Origin of the sequence: Kitasatospora cathayae, from assembly GCF_027627435.1 — a bacterium.
Taxonomy (GTDB): Bacteria; Actinomycetota; Actinomycetes; order Streptomycetales; family Streptomycetaceae; genus Kitasatospora; species Kitasatospora cathayae.
Genome location: NZ_CP115450.1, coordinates 3681464 through 3707894, shown reverse-complemented (window position 1 = coordinate 3707894; position 26431 = coordinate 3681464). Strand labels below are relative to the sequence as shown.

The 26431-nt window shown below is 72.6% G+C and carries 22 protein-coding genes; 10 read left to right on the top strand and 12 right to left on the bottom strand.

Features of this window, described 5'->3' with window-relative positions:
* The first annotated feature begins 1 nt into the window (after position 1).
* Positions 2-862, top strand: a complete 861-nt coding sequence (locus O1G21_RS16275) for a hypothetical protein (RefSeq protein WP_270144520.1) — start codon at positions 2-4, stop codon at positions 860-862.
* Between the two features lie 83 nt (positions 863-945).
* On the opposite strand, the gene O1G21_RS16270 is transcribed toward O1G21_RS16275, so the two are convergent.
* Both O1G21_RS16270 and O1G21_RS16265 read right to left on the bottom strand, forming a co-directional pair.
* Complete coding sequence (locus tag O1G21_RS16270; protein ID WP_270144518.1) at positions 946-1617, bottom strand: acyl-CoA-like ligand-binding transcription factor; 672 nt, start codon at positions 1615-1617, stop codon at positions 946-948.
* A gap of 8 nt (positions 1618-1625) precedes the next feature.
* A complete protein-coding gene (locus O1G21_RS16265) occupies positions 1626-2105 on the bottom strand; it encodes an MFS transporter (RefSeq protein WP_270144516.1) in 480 nt (159 codons plus the stop codon).
* 226 nt (positions 2106-2331) lie between these two features.
* Here O1G21_RS16265 and O1G21_RS16260 point away from each other — a divergent pair, with 226 nt between their 5' ends.
* A complete protein-coding gene (locus O1G21_RS16260; protein WP_270144514.1) occupies positions 2332-2868 on the top strand; it encodes a hypothetical protein in 537 nt (178 codons plus the stop codon).
* On the opposite strand, the gene trhA is transcribed toward O1G21_RS16260, so the two are convergent.
* On the bottom strand, positions 2839-3531 hold the full coding sequence (gene trhA, locus O1G21_RS16255) for a PAQR family membrane homeostasis protein TrhA (RefSeq protein ID WP_270144512.1): 693 nt from the start codon (positions 3529-3531) through the stop codon (positions 2839-2841). The genes O1G21_RS16260 and trhA overlap by 30 nt on opposite strands.
* Positions 3532-3816: 285 nt before the next feature.
* On the opposite strand from trhA, the gene O1G21_RS16250 reads away from it, so the two are divergent.
* Entirely contained in the window at positions 3817-5643 is a 1827-nt protein-coding gene (locus O1G21_RS16250) for a phosphoenolpyruvate carboxykinase (GTP) (protein ID WP_270144510.1), read from the top strand.
* A 390-nt stretch (positions 5644-6033) separates the two neighbouring features.
* Here O1G21_RS16250 and O1G21_RS16245 read toward each other — a convergent pair whose 3' ends face one another.
* Complete coding sequence (locus O1G21_RS16245) at positions 6034-7248, bottom strand: pyridoxal phosphate-dependent aminotransferase (RefSeq protein ID WP_270144508.1); 1215 nt, start codon at positions 7246-7248, stop codon at positions 6034-6036.
* A gap of 268 nt (positions 7249-7516) precedes the next feature.
* On the opposite strand from O1G21_RS16245, the gene O1G21_RS16240 reads away from it, so the two are divergent.
* Complete coding sequence (locus O1G21_RS16240) at positions 7517-8233, top strand: prepilin peptidase (protein ID WP_270144507.1); 717 nt, start codon at positions 7517-7519, stop codon at positions 8231-8233.
* Positions 8234-8342: 109 nt separating this feature from the next.
* On the opposite strand, the gene O1G21_RS16235 is transcribed toward O1G21_RS16240, so the two are convergent.
* Positions 8343-9929 carry a chitinase gene (locus O1G21_RS16235; RefSeq protein ID WP_270144506.1) on the bottom strand — a complete coding sequence of 529 codons (1587 nt, stop codon included), beginning with the start codon at positions 9927-9929 and terminating at the stop codon, positions 8343-8345.
* 393 nt (positions 9930-10322) lie between these two features.
* On the opposite strand from O1G21_RS16235, the gene O1G21_RS16230 reads away from it, so the two are divergent.
* The 4 genes from O1G21_RS16230 to O1G21_RS16215 all read left to right on the top strand — a co-directional run bounded on the left by O1G21_RS16230 (position 10323) and on the right by O1G21_RS16215 (position 15821).
* Positions 10323-11117 (top strand): isoprenyl transferase, encoded by a 795-nt coding sequence (locus tag O1G21_RS16230; protein ID WP_405000655.1) that lies wholly within the window; start codon positions 10323-10325, stop codon positions 11115-11117.
* A 230-nt stretch (positions 11118-11347) separates the two neighbouring features.
* Positions 11348-12682: a PhoH family protein gene (locus O1G21_RS16225; RefSeq protein WP_270144504.1), complete on the top strand. Its 1335-nt coding sequence runs from the start codon at positions 11348-11350 to the stop codon at positions 12680-12682.
* Positions 12683-13135: 453 nt separating this feature from the next.
* The gene (locus tag O1G21_RS16220; protein WP_449783196.1) at positions 13136-13870 is read left to right on the top strand and encodes an aggregation-promoting factor C-terminal-like domain-containing protein; all 735 of its coding nucleotides are present in this window, start codon (positions 13136-13138) and stop codon (positions 13868-13870) included.
* Positions 13871-14360: 490 nt separating this feature from the next.
* Positions 14361-15821 (top strand): AI-2E family transporter, encoded by a 1461-nt coding sequence (locus O1G21_RS16215; protein WP_270144500.1) that lies wholly within the window; start codon positions 14361-14363, stop codon positions 15819-15821.
* A gap of 40 nt (positions 15822-15861) precedes the next feature.
* Here O1G21_RS16215 and O1G21_RS16210 read toward each other — a convergent pair whose 3' ends face one another.
* The 4 genes from O1G21_RS16210 to O1G21_RS16195 form a co-directional block, all read right to left on the bottom strand.
* Complete coding sequence (locus O1G21_RS16210) at positions 15862-17469, bottom strand: alpha/beta hydrolase (protein WP_270144498.1); 1608 nt, start codon at positions 17467-17469, stop codon at positions 15862-15864.
* A gap of 11 nt (positions 17470-17480) precedes the next feature.
* The gene (locus O1G21_RS16205) at positions 17481-17861 is read right to left on the bottom strand and encodes a hypothetical protein (protein WP_270144497.1); all 381 of its coding nucleotides are present in this window, start codon (positions 17859-17861) and stop codon (positions 17481-17483) included.
* A 135-nt stretch (positions 17862-17996) separates the two neighbouring features.
* Complete coding sequence (locus tag O1G21_RS16200) at positions 17997-18539, bottom strand: alkyl hydroperoxide reductase (protein ID WP_270144495.1); 543 nt, start codon at positions 18537-18539, stop codon at positions 17997-17999.
* Positions 18540-18542: 3 nt separating this feature from the next.
* Positions 18543-19094, bottom strand: a complete 552-nt coding sequence (locus O1G21_RS16195) for a peroxiredoxin (protein ID WP_270144493.1) — start codon at positions 19092-19094, stop codon at positions 18543-18545.
* Positions 19095-19286: 192 nt separating this feature from the next.
* Here O1G21_RS16195 and O1G21_RS16190 point away from each other — a divergent pair, with 192 nt between their 5' ends.
* A complete protein-coding gene (locus O1G21_RS16190; RefSeq protein WP_270151027.1) occupies positions 19287-20240 on the top strand; it encodes a LysR substrate-binding domain-containing protein in 954 nt (317 codons plus the stop codon).
* Positions 20241-20279: 39 nt separating this feature from the next.
* Here the strand turns inward: O1G21_RS16190 and O1G21_RS16185 are convergent, their stop codons facing one another.
* The gene (locus tag O1G21_RS16185; protein WP_270144492.1) at positions 20280-20903 is read right to left on the bottom strand and encodes a TetR/AcrR family transcriptional regulator; all 624 of its coding nucleotides are present in this window, start codon (positions 20901-20903) and stop codon (positions 20280-20282) included.
* Positions 20904-21060: 157 nt separating this feature from the next.
* On the opposite strand from O1G21_RS16185, the gene O1G21_RS16180 reads away from it, so the two are divergent.
* Positions 21061-23250: an MMPL family transporter gene (locus O1G21_RS16180; RefSeq protein ID WP_270144490.1), complete on the top strand. Its 2190-nt coding sequence runs from the start codon at positions 21061-21063 to the stop codon at positions 23248-23250.
* A 46-nt stretch (positions 23251-23296) separates the two neighbouring features.
* On the opposite strand, the gene O1G21_RS16175 is transcribed toward O1G21_RS16180, so the two are convergent.
* Positions 23297-25021 (bottom strand): ATP-binding SpoIIE family protein phosphatase, encoded by a 1725-nt coding sequence (locus O1G21_RS16175; RefSeq protein WP_405000812.1) that lies wholly within the window; start codon positions 25019-25021, stop codon positions 23297-23299.
* 232 nt (positions 25022-25253) lie between these two features.
* Positions 25254-26018 (bottom strand): class I SAM-dependent methyltransferase, encoded by a 765-nt coding sequence (locus O1G21_RS16170; protein WP_270144486.1) that lies wholly within the window; start codon positions 26016-26018, stop codon positions 25254-25256.
* Positions 26019-26431 lie beyond the last annotated feature (413 nt).

The following is a 26431-nucleotide window of genomic DNA, read 5'->3' as shown; positions in this document are numbered from 1 at the left end:
CATGACCGAGCTCATCAGGCCCCGTCGGGCCGCCGTCACCGCCCTGCTCGCCGTCGGCCTCGCGCTGGCGCTCGCCCCGGCCGCGCACGCCGACACCCCCGCACCAGGTGCCCCCGTGCCCGTCCCCACCGCCGACCTGGCCCGGGCCCACAGCGCGGTCCAGGACCCGTCGGTGCTCGACAAGGTGGGCCACTTCTTCGCCCGCAAGGGTGTCCCGCCGACCCAGCAGCTGACCATCGGCGCCGCCGAGGAGGCGAAGGCGGCGCAGGACGCGGCGCCCCGCCTGGCCGGGGACACCGTGCCGGTCTACACCCTGGACGCCGGTTTCGTGGCCGGCACCCCGGGCGCACCGGTGGCGAAGGCCGAGTTCACGGCGAGCAAGGTGGTCGCGGCGGACGGGCAGACCGCCTCGGTCTGGACCGTCCGCCAGGGCGACTCCTGGCGGGTCGTCAACATCGCCTCGGGCGGCGACGAGAGCGACTACGCGGCGAAGGCGGCGGACGGCGGCGGTACGGCGTTCCGGGAGCCGCAGGTCAACGCCTGGTACGTGCTGCGGGACGGCCGGGTGCTGCCGCTGGACGACGAGGCCCGGCGCTCGGTGGGCGCGGACGGGGTGTCGCTGGCCGCGTACCAGAAGCTGGTGCACCAGCGGTACGGCGACAAACTGCCCGGCTCGGCGTACGACCGGGCGGGCAAGGGCGGCGGCTACCGGCTGGACGCCGCACCCAACGCCGCACCCGAAGCCGCGGCGGACGGCGGCTCGGCGATCCCGGCCGTGACGGCGGCCACGGCGCTGGGCGCCACCGCACTGGTGGCCGCGCGCGCCGGCGCGGTGCTGCGACGGAAGCGGGCGACCCGCTGATCGGGCGGACACCCCCACCGGGGCCCGGCTCAACGAGCCGGGCCCCACACCGCCGTCGCCCCCTCACCCGCGTGCACGCCCGCTCACACCCCGGCGAAACCGCTCTCCAGCAGCGCGAAGGTGCGGTCGACCAGCTCGGCGAGGTCCTCCCGGCCGTCGCCCGCGGCCCACTGCAGGACGGCCTCGGTGGTGGCGGCGCCGATGGCGGCGGCGGTGACCAGCATGTCGTAGGTGGGTTCCTCGAGGCCGGCCCGTCGGGTGAGGACGGAGAGGTAGAGCTCGTGGGTGCTGTTGCCGGCCCGGAACAGTCCGGCGCGCAGCGCGGGGACCTCGGTGATCAGCCGCATCCGGGTCAGCAGTTCCTGGCGCTCGTGCTGGAGCAGGTCGCGGATCAGGCCGATGAGGGTCTCCCGGCAGGACCGCAGGAACGGTTCGTCGGCCGGGCGGTCCAGCAGGGCGGCGATCATCGCCGGGTCGTACTCGTCAGTGAGGACGAGGTCGTCCTTGGTGGCGAAGTACCGGAAGAAGGTGGACGGGGAGATCTCGGCGGCGGCCGCGATCTGCTCCACCGTGGTGTTCTCGTAGCCCTGCTCGGAGAACAGCCGGTACGCCTCGCGGCGCACGGTCTGCCGGGTCTTCAGCTTCTTGCGCTCGCGCAGCGACAGCGGCGCCTCCAGCAGCGCCTGGACCGGATTGGTCGGGGCGTCGGGGAGGGCCGCGGTCGACTGCTCGGTCTTCGTGTCCCCGGTCGTCATGTCCCCGATTATCGGCGATCTCCGGCGGGGGCGGGTTCGGCCCCGGCCGCACCGGCGTCCGCGGGCTCCCCGGCCGCACCGGCACCCGCCGGTTCCGCGGCGGGCATCCGGGCCGCGACCAGCATCGCCGAGCCGACCGCGACCAGCCCGGCGACCAGCAGCACCACCGTCATGCCGTGCACGTACGCGGCGTGCGCGGCGGCGCTGAGCGCCGGCCGTCCGGTCTCCCGGGCGATGGCGTCGGCGGCGACCACCGACTTCCCGGCCCGGTGCGCAGCCTCGGCCGGCAGTCCGCCGGTGCCCAGCGCGCCGCGGTACGCCCCGGCCAGCAGGCTGCCGAAGGCGGCGATCCCGATCGCGCCGCCGACCTGCCGCAGGGTCTGGAGCAGTCCGGAGCCGATCCCGGCCCGGGCGGGCGGCAGGGTGATCAGGGCGGAGGCCTGGGCGGTGATCAGCGACAGGCCCATGCCCAGGCCGAGGAAAGCCATGTGATCGAATGGACACTCTCCGTCATGTGTCCTGGAAGTGCTTCTTCCGCACGAGGAATTGACGCAACGTTGATCTGCCGTTCGCCGCCTCGGGGCGGGCGCGGGTGACTGTCGGTAGATACCATGTGGCAATCGGTCAGTGGTGGCCGGACGCGTGCCGAGAGCGGAGAAGGGGTGGGGCGGCAGGAGCCGACCACGAGCCCGGCGCCGGGAAAGGGGAGCCGAAGTGGCCGACAGTGACGACAGGCGGGCGAGTGCCCAGGCGTGGGGCGCGGCCGCGGTGGTGGGTTCCGCGCTGGCCGTGGTCGCGGCCTATCTGATCAATGGCGCACCGCTGGTCCTGGTGGTCGCCGGGTTCGAGACGCTGCTGCTCATGGTGTACGTCGGGTGCCGGTGGCGCGCGCTGCACCGGCAGGCCTCCCCGGCCGGGCACCGGCTGCGGCGTGGCATCCCGGACGCCGCCCACTGCGAGCGCTGTCGCCGGGCCCGTGAATCGCTGGACGCCCGACAGGTGCGCCCGGAGGCCACCTCGGAGCTGTCCGAGTCGGCGGAGGCGGAGGCGGAGGCCGAGGCGGGGGCGGCGCACTTCCCGCCGCCGGAGTCCGGCGTCGCCGAGCACCCGGCGTACCCGCGCCGCCCGCAGGGCCGGGCTCCGTACGAGCGGCCCTGGACGGCCGAACGGGCGGCCGCCCGGTCCGTGGACCGGTCGACCGCCCGTCGTGGTGCGCCGGGTTCAGCCGGCCGTGCTGTACGCCACCAGTGAGACGCCGACGTACTGGACGATGAACGCGCCGAGGGTGAAGGCGTGGAACACCTCGTGGAAGCCGAACCAGCGCGGTGAGGGGTTGGGCCGCTTGAGGCCGTACACCACGCCGCCGATGCTGTAGAGCACCCCGCCGACGATCATCAGCACCAGTACGGCGACCCCGCCGGCGCGCAGGAAGTCCGGCAGGAAGAACGCCGCGGCCCAGCCCAGCGCTATGTACACGGGCGTGTACAGCCAGCGCGGCGCGCCGACCCAGAACACCCGGAACGCTATGCCGGCGAGCGCCCCGCCCCAGGCCACCCAGAGCAGTACCTGCTGGTCGGCGCCCTTGAGCAGCAGGATCGTGAACGGCGTGTAGGTGCCCGCGATGATCAGGAAGATGTTCGCGTGGTCCAGCCGCCGCAGCACGGCGTCCCCGCGCGGGCCCCAGTCGAAGCGGTGGTACACCGCGCTGACCCCGAACAGCAGCCAGGCACTGACCGAATAGATCGCGCAGGCGATCTTGGCCGGGGTGGAGTCGGCCAGGCAGATCAGCACGATCCCGGCGGCGACGGTGGCGGGGAACATCCCGGCGTGCAGCCAGCCGCGCCACTTCGGCTTGCCCTCCCAGCCCTCGGCCAGGTCCTCCCCAGTGCTCTCCGCGAGCGCAGCAGCAGTCATGGGCGGCATGCTACCCGCTACCTACGGAACCGTAGGTTACTGGCGCGTTGGGAAGTGGCGATCGTCACTCTTGGACGTTTTGGAGCATTTGAAGTGTGGCGCCGCGCACTCCGGCTCGGACGTGAGTGACCTGTTACCGCCTAGTAATCGTACTTTCCGTAGTAAAAGATGCGTCAATTTCGCCTCCGTGCCGCGTTGGGGCCTTGGACCCGGAGCTACGCTGCAAGCACCCTCAGACCCCCGCAACGCCGTCTCCTCGACGAGACGGCGTGAAACGGAGCGATCGTGTCGTACGAGATCTCTGCTCTCAGCGCATCCGCGCCCACCCGCCACAAGCAGCTGCTCGCTTGGGTGAGCGAGATCGCCGAGCTCACCCAGCCGGACCGCATCGAGTGGTGCGACGGTTCCGACGAGGAGTACCAGCGCCTCGCGGACCTGCTGGTGGCTCAGGGCACCTTCAAGAAGCTGAACGAGGAGAAGCGCCCCAACTCCTACTACGCCGCCTCGGACCCTTCGGACGTGGCGCGCGTCGAGGACCGCACGTTCATCTGCTCCGAGCAGGAGAAGGACGCCGGCCCGACCAACAACTGGAAGGCCCCCGCCGAGATGCGGGCCATCTTCCAGGGCGAGCAGGGCCTGTTCCGCGGCGCGATGAAGGGCCGCACGATGTACGTCGTGCCCTTCTCGATGGGCCCGGTCGGCTCCCCGCTGGCCGCGTACGGCGTCGAGATCACCGACTCCGCCTACGTCGCCGTGTCGATGCGCGTGATGACCCGCATGGGCCAGGCCGTGCTCGACCAGCTCGGCGAGGACGGGGAGTTCGTCAAGGCCGTGCACACCGTCGGCGCCCCGCTGGCCGAGGGCGAGGCGGACGTGCCGTGGCCGTGCAACACCACCAAGTACATCTCGCACTTCCCGGAGACCAAGGAGATCTGGTCCTTCGGCTCCGGCTACGGCGGCAACGCCCTGCTCGGCAAGAAGTGCTACGCGCTGCGCATCGCCTCGACCATGGCCCGCGACGAGGGCTGGCTGGCCGAGCACATGCTGATCCTGAAGCTCACCCCGCCGTCCGGTGAGGTCAAGTACGTCGCGGCCGCCTTCCCGTCGGCCTGCGGCAAGACCAACCTGGCCATGCTCCAGCCGACCATCCCGGGCTGGAAGGTCGAGACCATCGGCGACGACATCGCCTGGATGCGCTTCGGCGCGGACGGCCGCCTGTACGCCATCAACCCCGAGGCCGGCTTCTTCGGCGTCGCCCCCGGCACCGGCGCGGACACCAACGCCAACGCCATCGCCACGCTGCACAGCAACACCGTCTTCACCAACGTCGCCCTCACCGACGACGGCGACGTGTGGTGGGAGGGCCTCACCGAGGAGCCCCCGGCGCACCTCATCGACTGGCGCGGCAACGACTGGACCCCCGAGTCCGGCACCCCGGCCGCCCACCCGAACGCCCGCTTCGCCGTCCCGGCCGCGCAGTGCCCGACCATCGCCCCCGAGTGGGAGGACCAGGCGGGCGTGCCGATCTCGGCGATCCTGTTCGGCGGCCGCCGAGCCACCGCCGTCCCGCTGGTGACCGAGTCCTTCGACTGGCAGCACGGCGTCTTCCTGGGCGCCAACATCGCCTCCGAGAAGACCGCCGCCGCCGAGGGCACCGTCGGCGAGCTGCGCCGCGACCCGTTCGCGATGCTGCCGTTCTGCGGCTACAACATGGGCGACTACTTCGCCCACTGGCTGAAGGTCGGCGCCCAGGCGGACGCCGCCAAGCTGCCGAAGATCTACTACGTCAACTGGTTCCGCAAGAACGCCGAGGGCAAGTTCGTCTGGCCCGGCTACGGCGAGAACAGCCGCGTGCTCAAGTGGATCGTCGAGCGCCTGGAGGGCACCGCCGAGGGCGTCGAGACCCCGATCGGCGTGCTGCCGAAGGTCGACGGCTTCGACCTGGGTGACCTGAAGCTGTCCGAGGAGGACCTCGACCTGCTCTTCACCGTGGACGCCGACATCTGGCGCCAGGAGGCCGCACTGGTGCCGGCCCACCTGGAGCTGTTCGGCGACCACACCCCGAAGGAGCTGTGGGACGAGTACCGGAGCCTGGTCGCGCGCCTCGGCTGAGCCTGAGCCTCAACCGAGCGAGAGGCGGCCGCGCGGCACGAACCGAGCGCCCCGCCGATGCGACAGGACGGCCGGAGTTCCGCCGGACGGTCTTTCCCCGACCAAGGAGATCGTCCGGACCGGGACTCCGGCCGTAGTGCGTTCCGGCGTTCTTCCGCGCCCCGCCCGGCGCCGCAGCGCCTCAGCGACTCAGCGCTTCGTCCGGCGCCGACGCGCTGCGGCCAGAGCCGGGTGATGGCGGTGATCCAGGCCTGGTTGCCCTGGCAGACGCCGCCCCCCGTGGAACCCTGCCACTGGCGGGCCCGTCCCCCTACGGCCCGGAGAGGATCCCGGGCCGCCGACGCGCGGGAACCATACGGTCCGGCGCGTGATCCGTGATCAAAGCGGAGGTCAAGGCTGGGTGTAGCCGCTGAGGAAGTCGCCGATCCGGGTCACCGCTTCGGTGATCTCCTCCGGACGCGGCAGCGTGACCAGCCGGAAGTGGTCCGGCTCGGGCCAGTTGAAGCCGGTGCCCTGGACCAGCAGGATGCGCTGGGAGCGCAGCAGGTCCAGCACCATCTGGGCGTCGTCCTTGATCTTGTAGACCTTCGGGTCCAGCCGGGGGAAGGCGTACAGCGCGCCCTTCGGCTTGACGCAGCTCACCCCCGGGATCTGGTTCAGCAACTCGTACGCGGCGTCCCGCGAGGCGAGCAGCCGGCCGCCGGGCAGCACCAGGTCCTTGATCGACTGCCGTCCGCCCAGCGCGGCGGCCACCGCGTGCTGGGCGGGCATGTTGGCGCACAGCCGCATCGAGGCGAGCACGGTCAGGCCCTCGATGTAGCTGTGGGCGCGCTGGCGGTCGCCGGAGAGCACCATCCAGCCGGAGCGGAAGCCCGCGACCCGGTAGGCCTTGGACAGTCCGTTGAAGGTGACGCAGAACAGGTCCGGGGCCAGGGTGGCCAGCGGGACGTGCTCGGCGTCGTCGTAGAGGATCTTGTCGTAGATCTCGTCCGCGTAGACCACCAGCTTGTGCCGGCGGGCGATCCCGACGATGCCCTCCAGCACCTCGCGCGGGTAGACCGCGCCGGTCGGGTTGTTCGGGTTGATCACCACGATGGCCCTGGTCCGGTCGGTGACCTTGGCCTCGATGTCGGCGAGGTCCGGGTACCACTCGGCCTGCTCGTCGCAGCGGTAGTGCACCGCGGTGCCGCCGGCCAGCGAGACCGAGGCGGTCCACAGCGGGTAGTCCGGCGCCGGGACGAGCACCTCGTCGCCGTCGTCCAGCAGCGCGGTCATGGCCAGCTGGATCAGCTCGGAGACGCCGTTGCCGAGGTAGACGTCGTCGACGGAGAGCCCGTGCAGCCCGCGGTCCTCGTAGTGCATGACCACCGCGCGGCGGGCCGAGAGCAGGCCCTTGGAGTCGCCGTACCCGTGCGCGTTCGCGAGGTTGCGCAGGATGTCCTGGAGGATCTCCGGGGGCGCCTCGAAGCCGAAGGTGGCCGGGTTGCCGGTGTTGAGCTTGAGGATGCGGTGGCCCTGTTCCTCCAGCCGCATCGCCTCGTCGAGAACCGGGCCGCGGATGTCGTAGCAGACATTGGCGAGCTTGCTGGACTGGATGACCTGCATGCCTGCCTACTTTAGGGGCACGCCGGGGCCCCACGCCGGGTGACCGGAGGCGCGGCTCGCGGGTCCCGGACGGTCTTCCTTGGATCGGCAGGCGAGTATGTCGAGCGGCCTTCCAAACCGTTGGTCCCATGTCCGGAATGCTCATGTATGCGAGGAGCGCGGTCGGTCTCTCGTCCGGCTTCTCCTCCGGAACGAGACGGACGGCACACCGTCCGCCGCCACGGACGGGAAGATGGGCCCGGTGCGTCGACGAGGAGGGGGTGCGCCGGTGGTGACGGTCGTGGCCGGGGCGGTACTGGTCGGACTCCTGCTGGCTCCGCTGCTGCGCGGACTGATCGCCCGCTTCGCCGTGCCCGAGGGCGAACCCTGGTGCGAGGCCTGCCCGTTGTGCGACCGGGCGCTCGGCCGGCTGTTGCCGCCGACCGGGCGCTGCCCGGGCTGCCGGGGCCGGCTCGGTGCCGGCCCCGGAACGGTGGAGGCGGTCGCGGCGGCGGTCGCGGTCGGGGTGGCGTACGCGGCGGACGGGCCGCAGACCGCGGCGCTCGCCTGGGCGGGCGCGCTCGGCGTGGCGCTCGGTTTCACGGACGGGCGGGTGCGCCGGCTGCCGTACCGGCTGACCGTGCCGCTGCTGGCCGGGGTGGCCGCCCTGCTGGTGGTCGCGGCGCTGACCGAGGGGCGTCCGGGGGTGCTGCTGCGCTGCCTGCTGGTCGCGCTGACGGTCGGGGCGCTGCTCGAAGTGGCCGTCCAGATCGGCGCGTTGGGCCCCGGCGACTCCCCGCTCGGGCTCGCGCTGGGCGGGCTGCTCGGCTGGTACGGCTGGTGGGTCGCGATCGGCGGGCTGGTCGCCGCGGTGGTCCTCGCCGGGCTCTGGGGCACCCTGCGGGTCGCCGCCCTGCTGGTCCGTCGGCGCCCCTGGCGCGGACTCGAAGTCCCGGTCGGCCCGTTCCTGCTGCTCGGCGCGCTCACCGCGCTGCTGGCCCGGTGAGCGGAAGGCGCCCGCCGTACCGGAGTCGGTACGGCGGGCCCCACCGTCGGCGCGTGGGCCCGACCCCCCAAGGGACAGCGCGCCGAAGGGAGTTGGATCCGGGACTCACTCAGGGCATCTTGTGGACGAACGGGCCGACCGCGTTGGAGAACGCGTTGCCGTTGTTGGCGTCCCAGTTGGTGGACCAGGTCATCGCGCCCCGGATGGTGGGCCACTTGGCCGGCGGCACGAAGCTGCCGCAGTTGTTGCCGGTGGCCAGGCAGTCGAGCGCGTTGTTCACCACCGACGGGTCGACGTAGCCGCCGCCGGCCGCCTTGCCGGAGGCGGGGACGCCGATGCCGACCTGGTCGGGCCGCAGGCCGCCCTGGATGTGGGTGCAGACCTGCGAGGTGATGAAGTCGATCGTGCCCTGGTTGTAGACCTTGCCGTCGCAGCCGTTCATCCCGCCCGAGTTGTAGAACTGGGTGTTGACGACGGTCAGGATGTCCTTGGTGTTCAGCGCCAGCTGGAAGTAGGCGCCGGAGGTGCTGTACATCCCGATGGTCTCGGGAGCCATGGTCAGCACGAAGCCGGGGCCGACCTTGGCCTGCAGGGCGTGCAGCGCGTCGCCGAGCGGGCCGGCCTGCACGCCGTTCTCCAGGTCGACGTCGATGCCGTCGAAGCCGTAGTCCTTGATGATCGCGTAGGCGCTGTTGGCGAAGTTCGCCCCGGCGGTGGCGTCGCCCACGGTGATCGCGCCGTTCTGGCCGCCGATGGAGAGGACGACCTTCTTGCCGGCCGCCTGCTTGGCCTTGACGTCGGCGCGGAACTGGGCGTCGGTGTAGCCGCCGAGCGCCTTGGACAGACCCGGGTCCAGGGTGAAGCCGATCGCGCCGGTCTGGGTCGGGACGGCGTCGGCGAAGGAGACCGCGATGACGTCGTACGCGTTCTGCACGTCGCTCAGGCGCTGCGGGGTGGAGCCGTTGTCGAAGTTCTGCCAGTAGCCGGTGACCACGTGCGCGGGCAGGCCCGTGGCCGGCGGGGTGGCGGTCGGGGTCGCGGTCGGCGTGGCCGTGGGGGTCGGCGTCGCGGTGGGGGTCGGCGTCGCGCTCTGGGTGGGCGTCGCGGTGGCCGTCGGGGTCGGCGTCGGGGTGGGCGTGGCCGTCGGCGACGGGCTGGAGGTGCCGCCCGGACCGACCAGCGCGACGTCGTCGGCCAGGTAGGCGCCCTGTCCGTACCAGCCGTGCAGGTAGACCGTGACGCTGGTGGTGTTCGCGCCGGTGGTGAAGCCGGTGGACAGCTGGTTCCAGCTGGTCTGGTTCGACCAGGTGGACGGGTCGGTGGCGCCGGTGCCGCGCGCGCCGAGGTAGACGTACGGACCCTGCACCCAGGCGCTGAGCGTGTAGCTGGTGTTGGGCAGCACGCTGATGGTCTGGGAGCACTCGGCGGTGTCGGCCGCGCCCGGGGTGGCCTGCAGCGCACCGGTGCCGGAGTGGACCGGCGAGGACACCGTGGTCGCGCCGCCGGTGCAGGACCAGCCGCCCAGGCCGCTCTCGAAACCGCCGTCGGTGACCAGGTTGCCGACCGCCGCGCCGGCGCCGCCGGCGAAGAGGGCGAGGCCGCCGCCGGCCAGGGCGAGGGCGGTGGTGCCGGCCGCCAGGGCCGGGAGGGTGCTGCGCCGGCGCTTGTGCGCGGGCGCGTTCGGCGTACGGGCCATGGATGACGCTCCTGGGGAAGGAGCGACCGCCGCGGTGGGGGGCGCGGCGGCCGCGTGTGGGGGAGGGGTCCGCAGGTGACTCGGGGGGCGGGTCGTGCTCGTTCCGCCCCGGGTCAAAAGCTGGACTAGACCATTACCGGCCGTCAAGCGTCGCAGGACCGGCTTACGGCTCCCTTAAGGATTCGGAGACCGTTCCGTGTCCACGCCGGCGCACCCCCGGCAGGCCGCTCCGCAGGCCGCTCGCCAGGCGGCGACACGCCCGTCGCGACAGACTTCGTACAGGACCGTGACCAGACCGCTACCTGCGGCTTTACCGTGCGCCTGCGCGCCGGAGTAGGCTGCGCCGGGGCGGTGAGGAAACAGCCTGAACGAGTACGGAGGGGCCGGGAAACCATGGGTCTGCGCGATGTCGCCGAACGGACGCCGGGGCTGCGCACCCTGCTGGGCGGGATGTACCGGCTCTACGGCCGCCGGGTCGAGGTCCACCTCGGGCGCACCCCGCACCACATCGGCGTGATCCTCGACGGCAACCGCCGCTGGGCCAAGGCCGCCGGCGGCTCCACCGCGTACGGCCACCAGCGCGGCGCCGACAAGATCAGCGAGTTCCTCGGCTGGTGCGACGAGACCCACGTCAAGGTCGTCACCCTGTGGATGCTCTCCACCGACAACCTGGACCGCCCGGCCGACGAGCTGGTCCCGCTGCTCGGCATCATCGAGGACGCCGTCACCGGCCTGGCCGCCGCCCGCCGCTGGAAGGTCAACCCGGTCGGCGCGCTGGACCTGCTCCCGCAGCACACCGCCGACGTGCTCAAGCGCGCCGCCGAGGAGACCTCCGGGATCGACGGCATCACCGTCAACGTCGCGGTCGGCTACGGCGGCCGGCACGAGATCGCCGACGCCGTCCGCTCGCTGCTCCAGGAGCACGCCGGGCGCGGCACCCCGATCGAGGAGCTGGCGGAGATCCTGACCGTCGAGCACATCTCCGAGCACCTCTACACCGCCAACCAGCCCGACCCGGACCTGATCATCCGCACCTCGGGCGAGCAGCGGCTGTCCGGATTCCTGCTCTGGCAGAGCGCCCACAGCGAGTTCTACTTCTGCGAGGCGTACTGGCCGGCCTTCCGCAAGGTCGACTTCCTGCGCGCGCTGCGCGCCTTCGAGCAGCGGCACCGGCGGATGGGCCTCTGATCCACCGTCCGGTCGGAACGAACTCCGGCCGGAATGACCGCCGTAGGCCTGGCCTACCCGGCCCGCGCGCGAGGCCAAACGTTCACCGGCAATGATCCGTCAGTTCGCCAGGTGCGCGAATGCACCGCTCCCCGCCTGGGAATACTCCAGTCAGTCCGGCCCCGAGGCCACCGGGGCAGCGGGGGCCGGCTTGCCGCGGATGACGCAGGGTCATCCGCTCTGGAGGCCTAGTGGTCAGTTCCAAGAGCCGCCGGACACCAGACCGGCGCACGTACGTTCTCGACACCAGCGTGCTCCTGGCGGACCCGCTCGCCATGACCCGCTTCGAGGAGCACGAGGTCGTCCTTCCGGTGGTGGTCGTCACCGAGCTGGAGGCCAAGCGGCACCACCCGGAGCTGGGCTACTTCGCCCGCCAGGCGCTGCGGTTGCTCGACGACTACCGCATCCGCCACGGTCGGCTCGACGAGCCGATCCCGGTCGGCGAGCTGGGCGGGACCATCCGGGTCGAGCTCAACCACTCCGACGTCTCGATACTGCCGGTCGGTTACCGGGCCGGCGGCGGCGAGGCGGACACCCGGATCCTGGCGGTAGCCCGCAACCTGCAGGCCGAGGGCTACGACGTCACCGTCGTCTCCAAGGACCTCCCGCTGCGGATCAAGGCCAGCTCGGTGGGCCTGCTCGCCGAGGAGTACCGGGCCGAGCTCGCGATCACCTCCGGCTGGACGGGCATGTCCGAACTGCACGTCGCGGCCGACCAGGTGGACGCGCTGTTCGCGGCGGGCCACGACGCGGCGGTGGACGTCGACGGGGCCGACGGGCTGCCGGTGCACACCGGGTTGGTGCTCACCTCGGAGCGCGGCCGGGCGCTCGGCCGGGTGACCGGCGACGGGCGGGTCCGGCTGGTGCGCGGCGAGCGCGAGGCGTTCGGGCTGCGCGGGCGCAGTGCCGAGCAGCGGGTGGCGCTGGACCTGCTGCTCGACCCGGACGTCGGAATCGTGTCGATGGGCGGCCGGGCCGGCACGGGGAAGTCGGCGCTGGCGCTGTGCGCGGGGCTGGAGGCGGTGCTGGAGCGGAGGCAGCACCGCAAGGTGATGGTCTTCCGGCCGCTGTACGCGGTCGGCGGTCAGGAGCTCGGCTACCTGCCCGGCTCCGAGGCGGAGAAGATGGGCCCCTGGGCGCAGGCGGTCTTCGACACCCTCTCGGCGGTCACCACCCCGGACGTGATCGAGGAGGTGATCTCCCGCGGGATGCTGGAGGTGCTGCCGCTGACCCACATCCGGGGGCGCTCGCTGCACGACGCCTTCGTGATCGTGGACGAGGCCCAGTCCCTGGAGCGCAACGTGCTGCTGACGGTGCTGTCCCGGATCGGCCAGGGCTCGCGGGTGGTGCTCACCCACGACGTGGCGCAGCGGGACAACCTCCGGGTCGGCCGGTACGACGGTGTGGTGGCGGTGGTGGAGAAGCTGAAGGGGCATCCACTCTTCGCCCACATCACCCTCACCCGCTCGGAGCGTTCGCCGATCGCGGCGCTGGTCACGGAGATGCTGGAGGACATCCACCCGTGAACTGCCCCTGATCGGGGCATAGTCGGACAATAAGGTCAACTTGCGGTGCGGGGCCCGTTCCTGACGGAGCGGGCCCCGTGCCCCTTTCGTCACGTCGGTCCGTTTCCGTCCGGAGAACTCCCCCACGGTGAATGTGACATGCGCCACGCAAGCGGGAATTGCGTCGACAGTGTCCGGTGCGGCATGGTGAGGGTTCTGTCAGGCCCCGCGTACGGCGCGGCAGGGCTTCCGGACCCCGGAAGTCAGGCCCCGGAAGGTCCACCAACTCCGGTCGGTGGACGCACAATTGAAGACCGTTGAGCCGTACGCCGCCCGATTTCAACGCCCGGTCGCCTCACCTCGGCCGGACGCCGGGCCAGCACCTCCCGTGACCAGAGCACCCTGCGGAGGTCCGTGCCAAGGGGCATGTTGCGTCCGCACGGTCACGCGCGGGCGATGCTGGAAGGAATCCATGTGACTCGGATCTCGGTCCGGGGAGTTGCTGTGGCCTCCGCCACCGCCGTCACCGCTGTCGGTGCCGTCGTCGGCATGGCCTCGGGCAGCGAGGGCAAGACCACGCAGACGGTCGACGTCGCCGGCGCGACCCTGCTTGCCGAAGTCCCCTCCGGCGCCCAGGCGCAGGCCATCAGTGACAACATCGGCCAGCAGGCGTCCGCCCAGCAGGCCTCCGCCGACGCCGCGGCCAAGGCCGCCGCCGAGCAGAAGGCCGCCGAGGAGGCCGCGCGCCAGAAGGCCGCCGCGGACGCCCAGGCGAAGGCCGACGCCCAGGCCAAGGCCGACGCGGACAAGGCCGCCAAGGCCGCCGCCGACCAGCGTGCCGCGGCCGACGCCGCCGCCAACCGCTCCAAGGCGCGTTCGGCGATGGCCGCGGTGGACGACAGCGCGCCCTCGGTCAGCCCCGGCTCCGTCCAGGACATGGCCCGGCAGATCGTCGGCAACGACACCCAGTTCCAGTGCTTCAGCCAGATCGTGAAGCGCGAGAGCGGCTGGGACTACACCGCGACCAACAGCGGCTCCGGCGCCTACGGTCTGGTCCAGGCGCTGCCCGGCTCCAAGATGGCCTCGGCCGGTGCCGACTGGCGCACCAACCCGGCCACCCAGATCAAGTGGGGCCTCAGCTACATGAACAGCCGCTACGGCAGCCCCTGCGGCGCCTGGTCGTTCTGGCAGGCGCACAGCTGGTACTAGGAGGGCCCGCCGCCCCTCGGGCGGCGCACTCCGCACGGCCCCCGGCCGCTCGTCCCGTTCGACGAGCGGCCGGGGGCCGTGGCGTTTCCCCGGTCCGTCGGGGAAGGGCGGGCCGCGCCGCCCGGGCTGCGCTGACCAATGCGCCCACGGGCGGTGCGGTCCTGGGTGCGGACGCGGGGCGCGGGAAGGGGTCCTGGTTGCTTCCCGCACCGGCCGGTCCGCCGGCGGTTGGCTCGGTTGATTTCAGGGTGAGTGGGACGAGTGGGATGACCCGGTCGTCCCGTTCGGAGTCCTCCCCAGCGGTGCGTGGGCGAAACCCTGGGAAACATGGCGTTTTGTCCCACTTCGCGGAATGAAGCCATCGCGTCGAACGCCCCGGCGGGCGGACTCGCCCGGCGCCCGCCGGGTAGCGTCATCCCTGACGGCCGTGGCGGGACCCACGGCGTACCGCCGGACTCGGCGGGTCCGGCGGGGAAGCGGTGGTAGCGGGATGGCGCGGGGCGGAAAGGCCTTCAAGGCCGTGGCCAAGGGCATGGCCTTGGTGGCGAGCGCGGCCGCCGTGATCGAACGGCGCCGGCGCGCCGCGATGGCGGCCGACCCGCACGAGCTCCCCGTACCGGCCCTCGCCGAGGCGCCCGGGCCGGTCCCGGTGCCGCGCGCCGATCCCGCTCCGGCGGCCCAGGCCGTGACCACGGCGGTGGAGGAGTCCCCCGTCCCGGTGCCCGCGACGACGACCGCGCCGCCGGTCCCCGCCGCGCACGCCGGACTCGGCCGGGAGCACCACCCCGGCCGGCCCGCCACCCCCGCCGAGGCGGTGCCGTGGGGCCTGCGGGTCGCCGCCGAGTCGACCTGGCGGCTGCTGCTGCTCGGCGCGGCCCTGTACGTCCTCTTCTACGTCGTCGACATGCTGCGGCTGGTCGCCTTCTCGGTGCTGGCCTCGCTGCTGATCGCCGCGCTGCTGGAACCCTCGGTCTCCTGGCTGCGCCGGCACGGGGTGCCGCGCTCGCTGGCGGCGGGCGGGGTGTTCCTCAGCGGTCTGGCCGGGATCGGGCTGGTCGGCTGGTTCGTGGTCTGGCAGGTGTCCGCCAACCTGCCGGGCGTCACCAACCAGGCCAAGGACGGCATCAACCGGCTGCGGGACTGGATGGTCACCGGGCCGCTGCACCTGACCCAGCAGCAGATCAAGGACTTCGCCGACCAGATAACCAAGGCCATCACCACCAACACCGACCAGCTCACCTCGGTCTCGATCACCGGCGCGCAGATCGCCGTGGAGACCCTGACCGCGCTGCTGATGACCTTCTTCACCACCTTCTTCTTCCTCTACGACGGCGCGAGGATCTGGAACTGGGCGCTGCGCGGCCTGCCCCGGCAGTCCCGCTTCGCGATGGCCGGGGCCGGCCCGAAGGCCTGGACGACGCTCACCGCGTACGTGCGCGGCACCGTCTGCGTGGCCTTCATCGACGCGGTCTGCATCGGCATCGGCATCGACCTGCTGGGCGTGCCGCTGGCCATGCCGCTGGCCGTGATCATCTTCCTGGGCGCCTTCGTCCCGCTGGTCGGCGCCCTGGTCACCGGAACGATCGCGGTCCTGATCGCCCTGGTCACCCAGGGGGGGCCGTGGACGGCCCTGATGGTGCTGGTCGTGCTGATCGCGGTGATGCAGGTGGAGAGCCACATCCTCCAGCCGCTCATCCTCGGCCGGGCCGTCCGGGTCCACCCGCTCGGTGTGGTCCTCGGCGTCGCGGCCGGCGGGATCATCGGCGGCATCGGCGGCGCGGTGGTCGCCGTTCCGCTGATCGCCGTCACCAACACCGTGGTCGCCCACCTGCGCCGCCGCAACGAGGCCGGCCAGGCCGTCTTCACCGCCCTCGAAGCCGCCCGCGAAGCCGCCGAACGCACGGCGGCGACCCAGCCGGCAGGGGCCCAGTCGGCTGCGGCGACGGACTGACGAAGCGCGGACAGCACGGCGGTGAGGCCCGCCGCGACCGTCAGTCATGACGTCCGGCAGCCGTCGTGATCCGGCCGCCGTGTCCGCTGACGATCCGTCCGATGTTGTCGACCGAGGTGTGGTCGTCGTGGGGGCCGTCGTCCCAGTAGGACGAGTGCGCGGTGAAGTCGGGGGACCCGCCGTCCACGGCGAAGCGGTGGGCGCCGAAGCCGACTCTGGCCGGGTCCCGGGTGTACCAGCCGAGGTGGGAGATGTGGTCCCAGGAGGCGGCGCCGACGTAGGTGTGATCGGCTCCCACCGAGAACTCCGAGGCGTGCCGAGCGCCGGTACCGGGGCTGCCGACCAGGATGACGTCGTCGGCCGCGAGTCCGGTCGGTTTCCTCGCGGCGAGGCCGACCAGGAGTGAACCGAAGCTGTGGCCCTCGGCCGTGACGTGGGCCGGTGCGCCCTGGTGCGTGACGCGTTGTCCCTCGAGGAACCTGCGATAGGCGTCGACGCCGCCCTGGGCGCGGCTCAGGTCGCCGGCTTGCCGGAAGCTGAGCGGCGCGTCGTACCCCAGCCAGGCGATGGATGCGGTGCTGCGGGTCGGGTCGGCGCGCTGGGCCGCGTCGTACACGGCCTTCGCCCGGTCCGCGTCACCGCCGCCGATCCGTTGCAGCGTGGTGTCCAGGCCGCCGACCAGGGAGGTGACGTCCTGGGCGGTGTCGGGGTTCCCGAAGGAGATGATGCCGCGCCCCTGTCCTTCCCCACCGATGCCGAGCAGGAGGACCGGCGGTTCCGTTCCGTCGGTCCGGCGCAGCCGCTCGGCGATCCTGCGGTACCCGTTCAGCTTCAGGTCATGGTGCGGGTCGGATGACGGCCCGCCCTTCTCGTACCTGGCGATGAGTTTCGGCAGGAGGATCCGGTTGGCCTGGTCCCTGGCGACGGCGGGGACGCCGTCGCGGTTGCCGACCAGGTCCGGATGCTCGTGGATGAGCCACTGCTGCCTGTCGGTGGGCAGGGCGTTCCACCAGGCGTTGACCTCGGTGGGCGGGGCATCGTCCTTCGGGACGCTGCCGAGCAGCAGGTCGTCCGGGGCGAGGGTGAGGTCGAGCTGGTCACTGACGGCGCAGAGGGAGTCGAGGCCCGTGCCGTCCTGGGCGCGCTCGACGTAGTGCTGGAGCCGGGCGGCGAGGGCCTGATCGACGGTTCCGGCCTCGGTCAGTGCGGTCGAGATGCGGGTGGCGAGCGCTTCGGCGGTGCGCTCGCAGCTCTTCCGGTGTTCGGGGTCGTGCTGGTCGGCGTAGCTGCCGGGAGGCCAGGAGACGGCGCCGCGGGCGTCGACGGACATACCGGCCGTCCGCGCGTCGGTCAGTGCCGTGCGCAGTGCGGACTGGGCGAGGGCCAGCGCGTCGGCCCCGGCGCGGATGCTCCTGCCGATCTGCCCGAGCTCGCTGTGGGCGGCCTTCAGCTCGCTGGTGCTGCGGCGCAGTGCCGGGCGGGCCGCGTCGGCGCAGGGCCCGGACCAGCCGGCTGCCGCGATGCGGCTGTCGACGCCGTCGCGCCACTCGTCCACGTGCTGTCCGAAGGAGCCGTGCAGCTTGTCGTAGGCGTCTGCAGCGGCGTACAGGTGGCCGAGGTCGGTGTCGCGCAGTGTGGCGAGGTCCATGCGGTCGCCCCTCAACCGAAGTGCAGGACGAAGTTCTGCGCCTGCTGTGCGGTCGGGCCCGCTGGAACGGTCCGGGTGTCCGGGCCGAACGCCGCGCCGATCCGCCGGTCGGTGCTCCCGTAGCCGAGGCCCGCGTCGATCAGGCCTCGGCCCTGCCGGCCCAGCGTGGTGTGCAGGTCCGTCAGCAGGGCGTTCCAGACGTTGGTGCAGGTGCCGAGTGCGATGCCGCACCGGAGCCCGGCCAGTCCGGCGGCGGACTGGTTCGAGACGTCGAGCAGTGCGTTGAGTTCGCCGGGGATCCGGCCGGCCGTTTCGACGGCGGTGCCCCCGGTCTGCCGGAGTTCGTCCGGGTTGGCACCAAAGCCCCCGCCGTTCTCAGGGTGGTCGGACACCGCGGTTCCCCTCGGACCGAATGTCGTGCACGGATCGCCCTGCACTGTAGCGGAGTCGAGCAAGGCCGCGGGGCGCGGAAACGCCGACGGGCCCCTCCGGCAAGCGGAGGGGCCCGTCAGGGATTACGGGGTGCGTCAGGCGTTGACGGCGGCGAGGGCGGCCTCGGAGTCGAGGACACCGGCCACGGCCTGCAGCACGGCGGCGATCTTCATCGAGGCCTGGATGACCTCGCGCTCGACGCCGGCCTTGCGCAGGACGGCCTCGTGCGAGTCGAGGCACTGGCCGCAGCCGTTGATGGCCGAGACCGCGAAGCACCAGAGCTCGAAGTCGACCTTCTCGACGCCCGGGGTGCCGATGATGTTCATCCGCAGACCGGCCCGCATCGTGCTGTACTCCTTGTCGGAGAGCAGGTGCAGCGTCCGGTAGTAGACGTTGTTCATCCCCATGATCGCGGCCGCGCCCTTGGCCGCGGTGTACGCCTCCGGGGAGAGGTTGGCCTTGGCCTCGGGCTCCAGCTCGCGCAGCAGGCCGGGGCTGCGGGTGGCCATCGCGCAGGACAGCACGGTGCCCCAGAGCTGCTGGGCGGGGAGGTCGGAGTTGCCGATGACCGAGCCCAGGTTGAGCTTGAGGTCCTTGGCGTAGTCCGGGAGGGCGGCCTTCAGGTCGTCGAGAGCCATGGGTCAGCCCGCCAGCAGGGCCTGGGCGTCGAGGGTGTCCTCGCCCTTGTTCCAGTTGCACGGGCACAGCTCGTCGGTCTGCAGGGCGTCCAGCACCCGCAGGACCTCCTTGGGGTTACGGCCGACGGAGCCGGCGGTGACCATGACGAACTGGATCTCGTTGTTCGGGTCGACGATGAACACGGCGCGCTGGGCGGTGCCGTCCTCGCCCTCGACGCCGCAGGCGCGCATCAGGTCGTGCTTGATGTCGGCCAGCATCGGGAAGGGCAGGTCGCGCAGGTCCTTGTGGTCCTTGCGCCAGGCGTGGTGGACGAACTCGGAGTCGCCGGAGACGCCGAGGATCTGGGCGTCACGGTCGGCGAACTCGTCGTTCAGCTTGCCGAACGCGGCGATCTCGGTCGGGCAGACGAAGGTGAAGTCCATCGGCCAGAAGAAGACGATCTTCCACTTGCCCTCGTAGGTCTTGTGGTTGATGTCGGCGAAGGCGCTCGCGGCGTCCAGGTCGACGCAGGCCTTCAGGTCGAACTCGGGGAACTTGTCGCCGATCGTGAGCACGTTCGCTTCTCCAGAACATGAGACTGAGGGGATTTGTCCGGATTCCGGACACGAATCCACGATTCCACATCGTGGACTGATCAGGGAAATAGCTACACTGGATGTGTTTGATCGGAGATTGCTATCAGTACTGAACCGTCCGTGCCCAGGCCCGGCGTCCGCAGGGCCGCCGCCGCCAAACCCGAGCCGACTGTGGGGAGCGCCACAGTCCGCAGCCCGCGCACCCCGACGGTCGCCCAGCTCAGGGCCTTCGTCGCGGTGGCCGAGCACCGGCACTTCCGGGAGGCCGCCGCCGCGACCGGGACCAGCCAGCCGGCGCTGTCCGGGGCGGTCGCGGCGCTGGAGGAGTCGCTGGGCGCGCAGTTGGTCGAGCGTACGACGCGCAGGGTGATCGTCACTCCGCTGGGGGAGCGGGTGCACGAACACGCGCGCCGGGTGCTCGCCTCCCTGCAGGCCCTCACCGAGGAGGTCGAGGCCGCCCGTCGCCCGTTCACCGGGCCGCTGCACCTCGGGGTGATCCCGACCGTCGCGCCGTACCTGCTGCCCACCGTGCTGCGGCTGGTCCGCGACCGCTTCCCCGAGCTGGAGCTGCACGTCCACGAGGAGCGCACCCCCTCGCTGCTGGAGGGCCTGGCCGCCGGGCGCCTGGACGTCCTGCTGCTCGCGCTCCCGGCCGGCGGGGCCTCGCCGACCCGGGAAATCCCGCTGTTCGACGAGGACTTCGTCCTGGTCACCCCGCCCGGGCACCCGCTCGCCGGGCGGATCGACGTCCCGCGCGACGCGCTGCTCGACCTGGACGTGCTGCTGCTGGAGGAGGGTCACTGCCTGCGCGACCAGGCCCTCGACATCTGCCGCGAGGTCGGCGCCGACCCGGCGGGCTCCACCACCCGGGCGGCGGGCCTGTCCACGCTGGTCCAGCTCGTCGCGGGCGGCCTCGGGGTGACCCTGCTGCCCGCCACCGCGCTGGACGTCGAGGCGGGGCGCACCGACCGGCTGGCCGCGGTCCGCTTCGCCGCCCCGGCGCCCGGCCGCCGGATCGGGCTGGCCACCCGCCCGGGCTCGGCCCGCAGCGCCGAGTACGAGCGCTTCGCCGCGGCGCTGCGCGAGGTGCTGGTCGAACTGCCAGTGCGGATCGTCGAGAGCTAGGGGGCCTGCCGGTCCCGGGGGCCGGCAGGCCCCAGGGCCTTACCGGCCCGCCGCCTCGCCGAGGCAGAGCCCGACCGTGGTCGCCACCAGCACGTCCAGGGCCTCCACGGTCTCCGGGTCGGGCCGCTCGCCCGGGTGGCGCCGGATGAGGTGGCGGGCCGTCAGTCCGTCGAAGCCGCTGAGGAAGTGGACGGCGATCCGGCCGGCGGGCGCGGCCAGGGTCAGTCCGTGGGCGGCCGCGAGGGCGCTGATCATCTCGGCGGCGGTGCCTTCGATCGCGTGCTGCAGCCCGAGCATGATCTCCCGCACGTCCGGGTCGCGCATCGCCAGCGTCGCGAACTCGCTCAGCAGCACGCAGCGCCCGTCCTCGCCGGTGGCGGCGTCCCAGAGCGCGAGCACCAGGGCGCGGACCTGTTCGCCGAACGGGCCGTCGCCCGGCGAGGCGGCGCGCACCTGGCCGATGAACTGGGCGGCGACCTCCTCGACGACGGCCCGGTAGAGGTCCTTCTTGGTGCCGAAGGTGTAGTGCACCGTCGCCTGTGCCACGCCCAGCTCGGCCGCGATCGCGCGGGTGCTGGCGGCGGAGACCCCTTCCCGGGTCATCAGGTCGATCGCGGCCCGGACCAGCTGCGGTCGGCGTTCGGAGGCGGGGACATGAGCCATCCCGCCAGGGTAGCGCCATGGTCGCCCAACTGGGTCGATCGATCTTGTCGGGCAACTTTGTCATTGAACTTTGTCACCTGACAAAGTTGGGTCTACCGTTGGACGGGTTCGCTCAGGCACCCGCCTGTCCGCCGACCGCACCGCGAGGGGTCAGACCTTGGCCACGTACCTGTACCGACTGGGCCGCCACTGCTTCCGGAGAAGGCGCGCCGTGCTGGCCGTCTGGATCGCGCTGTTGATCGCGATCGGCGGGGCCGCGGGCGCCTTCGCGGGCAAGACCAGCGACGAGTTCAAGGTCCCGGGCACCGAGGCGCAGGCCACCCTGGACCGGATCAAGGGCACCTTCCCGGAGCAGGGCCACGGCTCCGCGCAGGTGGTCTTCGCCGCCCAGGCGCCCGGCGGCATCGCCTCGCCCGAGGCGACCAGGGCGGTCGGCGAGGCCGTCGGCCGGATCGCCCACCTCCCCGGCGTGGCCGCGGCGCCCGACCCGTACGCCACCGGCGCGGTCTCCCCGGACGGGAAGGTCGCGATCGCGCTGGTCTCCTTCGACCACAAGCTCGCCGACGTCACCGACCAGCAGCGCGACGCGGTCAGGGCCGCCGCCGAACCGGCCCGCGCGGCCGGACTGGAGGTGGCCTTCGGCGGCGACGCGTACAACCGGTTCGCGCAGATCGAGGGCGGTTCCGAGGCGATCGGCCTGGTGGTGGCCGGGGTGGTGCTGGTGATCACCCTCGGCACCCTGGTGGCCGCCGGGCTGCCGCTGCTCACCGCCCTGGTCGGCGTCGCCGTGGCCATGGCCGGACTGCTGGCGCTGACCGGCTCCTTCGAGATCATCACCACCGCGCCGGTGCTGGCGCTGATGGTCGGCCTCGCGGTCGGCATCGACTACGCGCTGTTCATCCTGTTCCGCTACCGCCGCCACCTGGACGAGGGCCTGGAGCCGGAGGAGTCCGCCGCCCGGGCCACCGCGACCGCCGGCAGCGCCGTCGTCTTCGCCGGCCTGACCGTGGTGGTGGCGCTCGCCGGGCTCGCCGTCGCCGGCGTCCCGTTCCTCACCGTGATGGGCCTGGCCGCCTCCGGCGCCGTCGTGGTCGCCGTGCTGGTCGCGATCACGCTGCTGCCCGCGGTGCTCGGCTTCACCGGCCGGGCGATCGACCGGCTGCCGATCTGGAAGCGGGCGCTGACCACCCACGGCAAGGTCACCATGGGCGAGCGCTGGGCCCGGTTCGTGGTCCGCCGTCCGCTGCCCGTCCTGCTGGTCGGCCTGGCCGGGCTCGGCGCCATGGCGGTGCCCGCCGCGAGCCTGAACCTCGGCCTGCCGGGCGGCGGCTCACAGGCCGTCGGGACGGACGGCCGGAAGGCGTACGACCTGGTCAGCGACGGTTTCGGCCCGGGTTTCAACGCGCCGCTGGTGGTGGTCGTGGACGCCCACGGCACCCCGCGGCCGGAGCAGGCGGTGCAGGGCGTGGCGGCCAGGCTGCAGGGGCTGACGGGCGTCCAGACCCTGCTGCCGCCGAAGGTCGACCGGGCCGCCGGCACCGCCCTGGTGCCGGTCATCCCGAAGACCGGCCCGGACGACGCGCACACCAGGGCGCTGGTCAACGAGATCCGCGACCAGCGCGCCGGGCTCGAGTCCGCGACCGGCGCGAGCATCGCCGTCACCGGCACCACCGCCGCCAACATCGACGTCTCCACCAAGCTCGGCCAGGCCCTGCCGCCGTTCGTCGCGGTGATCGTCGGCATCGCGCTGGTGCTGCTCGCGCTGGCCTTCCGCTCGGTGCTGGTGCCGCTCAAGGCGGTGCTGGGCTTCCTGCTCAGCATCCTGGCCTCGCTCGGCGCGGTGGTCGCGGTCTACCAGTGGGGCTGGCTGGACGGCCTGATCGACGTGCCCAAGGTCGGGCCGGTGGTCAGCTTCGTGCCGATCCTGCTGATCGGGGTGCTGTTCGGGCTGGCGATGGACTACGAGCTGTTCCTGGTCTCCGGGATGAAGGAGCGGTACGTCCACGGCGAGGCGCCGCGCGAGGCGGTCGTCGGCGGGGTGAAGGGCGGCGCCCGGGTGGTGACGGCGGCCGCGCTGATCATGATCTCGGTGTTCGGCGCCTTCGTCCTCGGCCACGACCCGATCGTCCAGCCGATCGGCTTCGCCCTCGCGGTGGGCGTGCTGGTGGACGCCTTCGTGGTGCGGATGGCGCTGGTGCCGGCCGCGATGGCACTGTTCGGCAAGGCTGCCTGGTGGTTCCCGAAGCCGCTGGAGAAGCTGGTGCCGAAGGTCGACATGGAGGGCGAGCAGCTGATCGCCCGGCTGGCGGAGCGGCGCGGGGAGGCGAAGCAGCCCGCCGGGGTCTGAGGCCCGGTTCGACGCGCCCGGTGGGACGTGGTCCCGCCGGGCGCTTTCAGGTCCCTACGGGCAGCCGCTGCTCGAACCAGACCACCTTGCCGGTGCCCAGCCGGGTGGCGCCCCAGCGGTCCGCGCACCGGGCCACTATCTGCAGCCCGCGCCCGCGTTCGTCCTCCGGACCGGTACGGCGCGGGCGCGGCAGCAGCGGGCTGTCGTCGCCGACCTCGCAGCGCAGCCGGGTGGTGCGCACCAGGCTGAGGGTGACCGGTCGGGTCGCGTGCTGGACGGCGTTGGTCACCAGCTCGCTGACCATCAGTTCGGTCGCCTCGCTCAGCTCGTCCAGCCCCCAGCGGCGCAGCGTGTGCGCGGCCAGCCGGCGGGCCCGGCCCGGCGTCTCGTTGCGCGGCTGGAGGTACCAGTGGGCGACGTCCCCGGCCGGGATGCCGTCGAAGCAGGCGCCCAGCAGGGCGATGTCGTCGCCGCGGTCGCCGGGCGGCAGGATCCGCAGCGCCTCCTGGCACAACTGCTCGGGGGACTGCCAGCGAGCGGCCGCGATCTTCGCGCGGAGCACCTCCAGCCCGTCGCTGAGCGGACGGCTGCGGGTCTCCACCAGGCCGTCGGTGAACAGCAGCAGCGCCGAGCCGGGCGGCGCGGGCAGTTCGACGGAGTTGAAGTCCACCCCGCCGACCCCGATCGGCGCCCCGGAGTCCAGCTCCACCAACTCGGCCGTGCCGTCCGGGCGGACCAGCACCGGCGGGACGTGGCCGGCGTTGGCCAGCACCACCCGGTTGGCGATCGGGTCGTACACCGCGTACACGCAGGTGGCCAGGTGCTGTTCGCGGCCGAGCCGCTGGGCCTGCTCGTCCAGGTGGTAGAGCACCTCGTGCGGCGGCAGGTCGAGCGCGGCCAAGGTCTGGGCGCTGGTGCGCAGTTGGCCCATGATGGCGGCCGAGGTGAGCGAGTGGCCCATCACGTCGCCGACGATCAGGGCGACCCGGTTGCCGGGCAGCGGCACCGCGTCGTACCAGTCCCCGCCGACCTGCGCGCCGCGCTCGCCGGGCAGGTAGCGCTGGGCGAGCCGGACGCCGTGCGACTGCGGCAGGCGCAACGGCAGCATGCTGCGCTGGAGTTCGTTGGCTATCTCCCACTCGCGGGCGTACCGCAGCGCGGTGTCCACGGCCAGCCCGGCCTGGGTCGCCAGGTGCGCGGCGGTCGCGGTGTCGGCCGCGTCGAAGGCCGGGCGGCCGGTGCGTTCAGGAGGCCGGCGGATCAGCACCAGCAGGCCGAGGACGGCCTTGCGGCCGCGCAGCGGCAGGGCGACGACCGAGGTGCCGGGGGCCAGCCGGGCCAGCCCGCGGGTGCCGTACAGCTCGCGCAGTAGCGCCTCGGTGCGCTCGGCGGCGGGCGTGCCGAGGACGGCCGACTCGGCGGGGCGGCGGCTCAGCAGGATGTGCGCCAGCGCGCCGCCGCGGGTGACCGGGGTGGCCGGGCCGGTGTCGGCGGTCGAGCGGGAGCCGTACCGGGAGCGGTGCCGGTCGTCCGCGCCGCTCTTGCGACCGCGGCGGCCGATCCGGGTGCCGGTGCTGTGGTGGATCCGCAGCTCCTCCGGGAAGCCGGGCTCGCGCTCGACGTTGGGCAGCGGGTCGCGCAGGTGGACGACGGCGGCGTCGGCGAGGGTCGGGACCAGCACCCGGCCGATGTTGCGCAGGGTCGCGGCCAGGTCGAGGGCGCTGTTGATCCGCCGGGTCGCGGCGTCGAGGTAGGCGAGGCGGTACGCCATCTTCTCCGCCGCCCCGTTCGTCGTCCCTTCCGCCGCCCTTTCCGTCGCCCCGGCGCGCTCCAGCCGGGCCGCCGGCGGCTTCGCCGGGACCGGTGGCCGGGCCGGGAGCCGGCGGCGCTGGCCCGGGACGGCGGACGGCGGCTCCGCCTCGGTCTTGAGCTGGTCGCGCACGGCTGCCTGTCCTGGATTCGGTGTGGTCTGGTCGGTGGAGTGCTTCTGGTCCTGTGGTCGGTCAGCCGACGCGTCGACAGCACAGGAACAGCTGTTCCTCCGGCGGCAGCGTGGTACTGGCCGGCGCGTACGGATGCCCCGAGCACTCCTCGACGGCGAAACCGGCGGCGACCAGAACCCGTTCCAGATCCTCCCTCAGATACCCACTGATCCGCAGCTCTCTGCCAAGGAACGGAAGCGGAACGTGATCCAAGTCCGCCTCGACCATACCGAGCGCCAGCAGTCCACCCGGCCGCAGGAGTTCGCGCAGGCGCTTCAGTACGGTCGGGATCTCGTCCTGCGGCAGCAGGATCAGCGAGAAGAACGCGGTGACGGCGGCGAAGGAGCCCCGGCCCGCCGGGCCCAGCGCGGGCGCGCCCCAGACCCGGTCGGCGCGCTCGGTGGCCAGATCGTACAGGTCCATCCGGTGGAACTCGGCCGGACAGGGGCCTTCGGTTCGCGCCTGACGGGCCAGCGTGACCATCGCGTCCGAGAGGTCGATCCCGGTCACCCGCAGCCCGCCGGCGGTCAGCTGGCGCACGGTCGGCTCGCCGGTGCCGCAGCCCACGTCCAGCACCCGGGCGCCTGGTTCGAGCGCGTCGAGCAGCCGCCGCCCGCACTCCAGCTGCCCGTCCTTGGCGGGGAACGCCTCGCCGTACCCGGCGCCGATGGTGTCGAAGGCGACCGCCTGCAGGGCCCGTGCCGCCCGACGTCGTCGCACGTCGGGGCCGTCGTCGCCGGCGTCCTCGCCGACGGGGAACGCGTCGGATATCTGTCCGGTCGTCACGTTGAGGGGCACCCTTCCACCCGTGGCCTCCGGTGGGCTCCTCCGCAGCCTCCTGGGCCGCTGCCGGTGGCGGTACGTCACGCTCCCCGCATCACACAGACGGCCTGCACCCCGACACGTTGTCGGCAGACACTCGTGTGCGTACTGGCATCTGAGAATATGCGTGATCACTGCGCCATGGGGTCCGTTTCCGGCCAACTCGTCGTGCTCGGGCCGATGTGGCCCGGCCCGCGGAAGCACTCCGGTGCGGGCGGGGTGGTGCGCGGGGCGCCGCACGCCGGATTCCGCGCCGGGGTGGCGGCGCTGACCTGCGGTTTCACCGGTCCGCAGGCTGACAATCGGACGTTTATCGAACGTCAATCGGCGGGGTGCACAGTTGGATCCAGCGCCGGGGAAGCGTTGAGGGCGCTCCC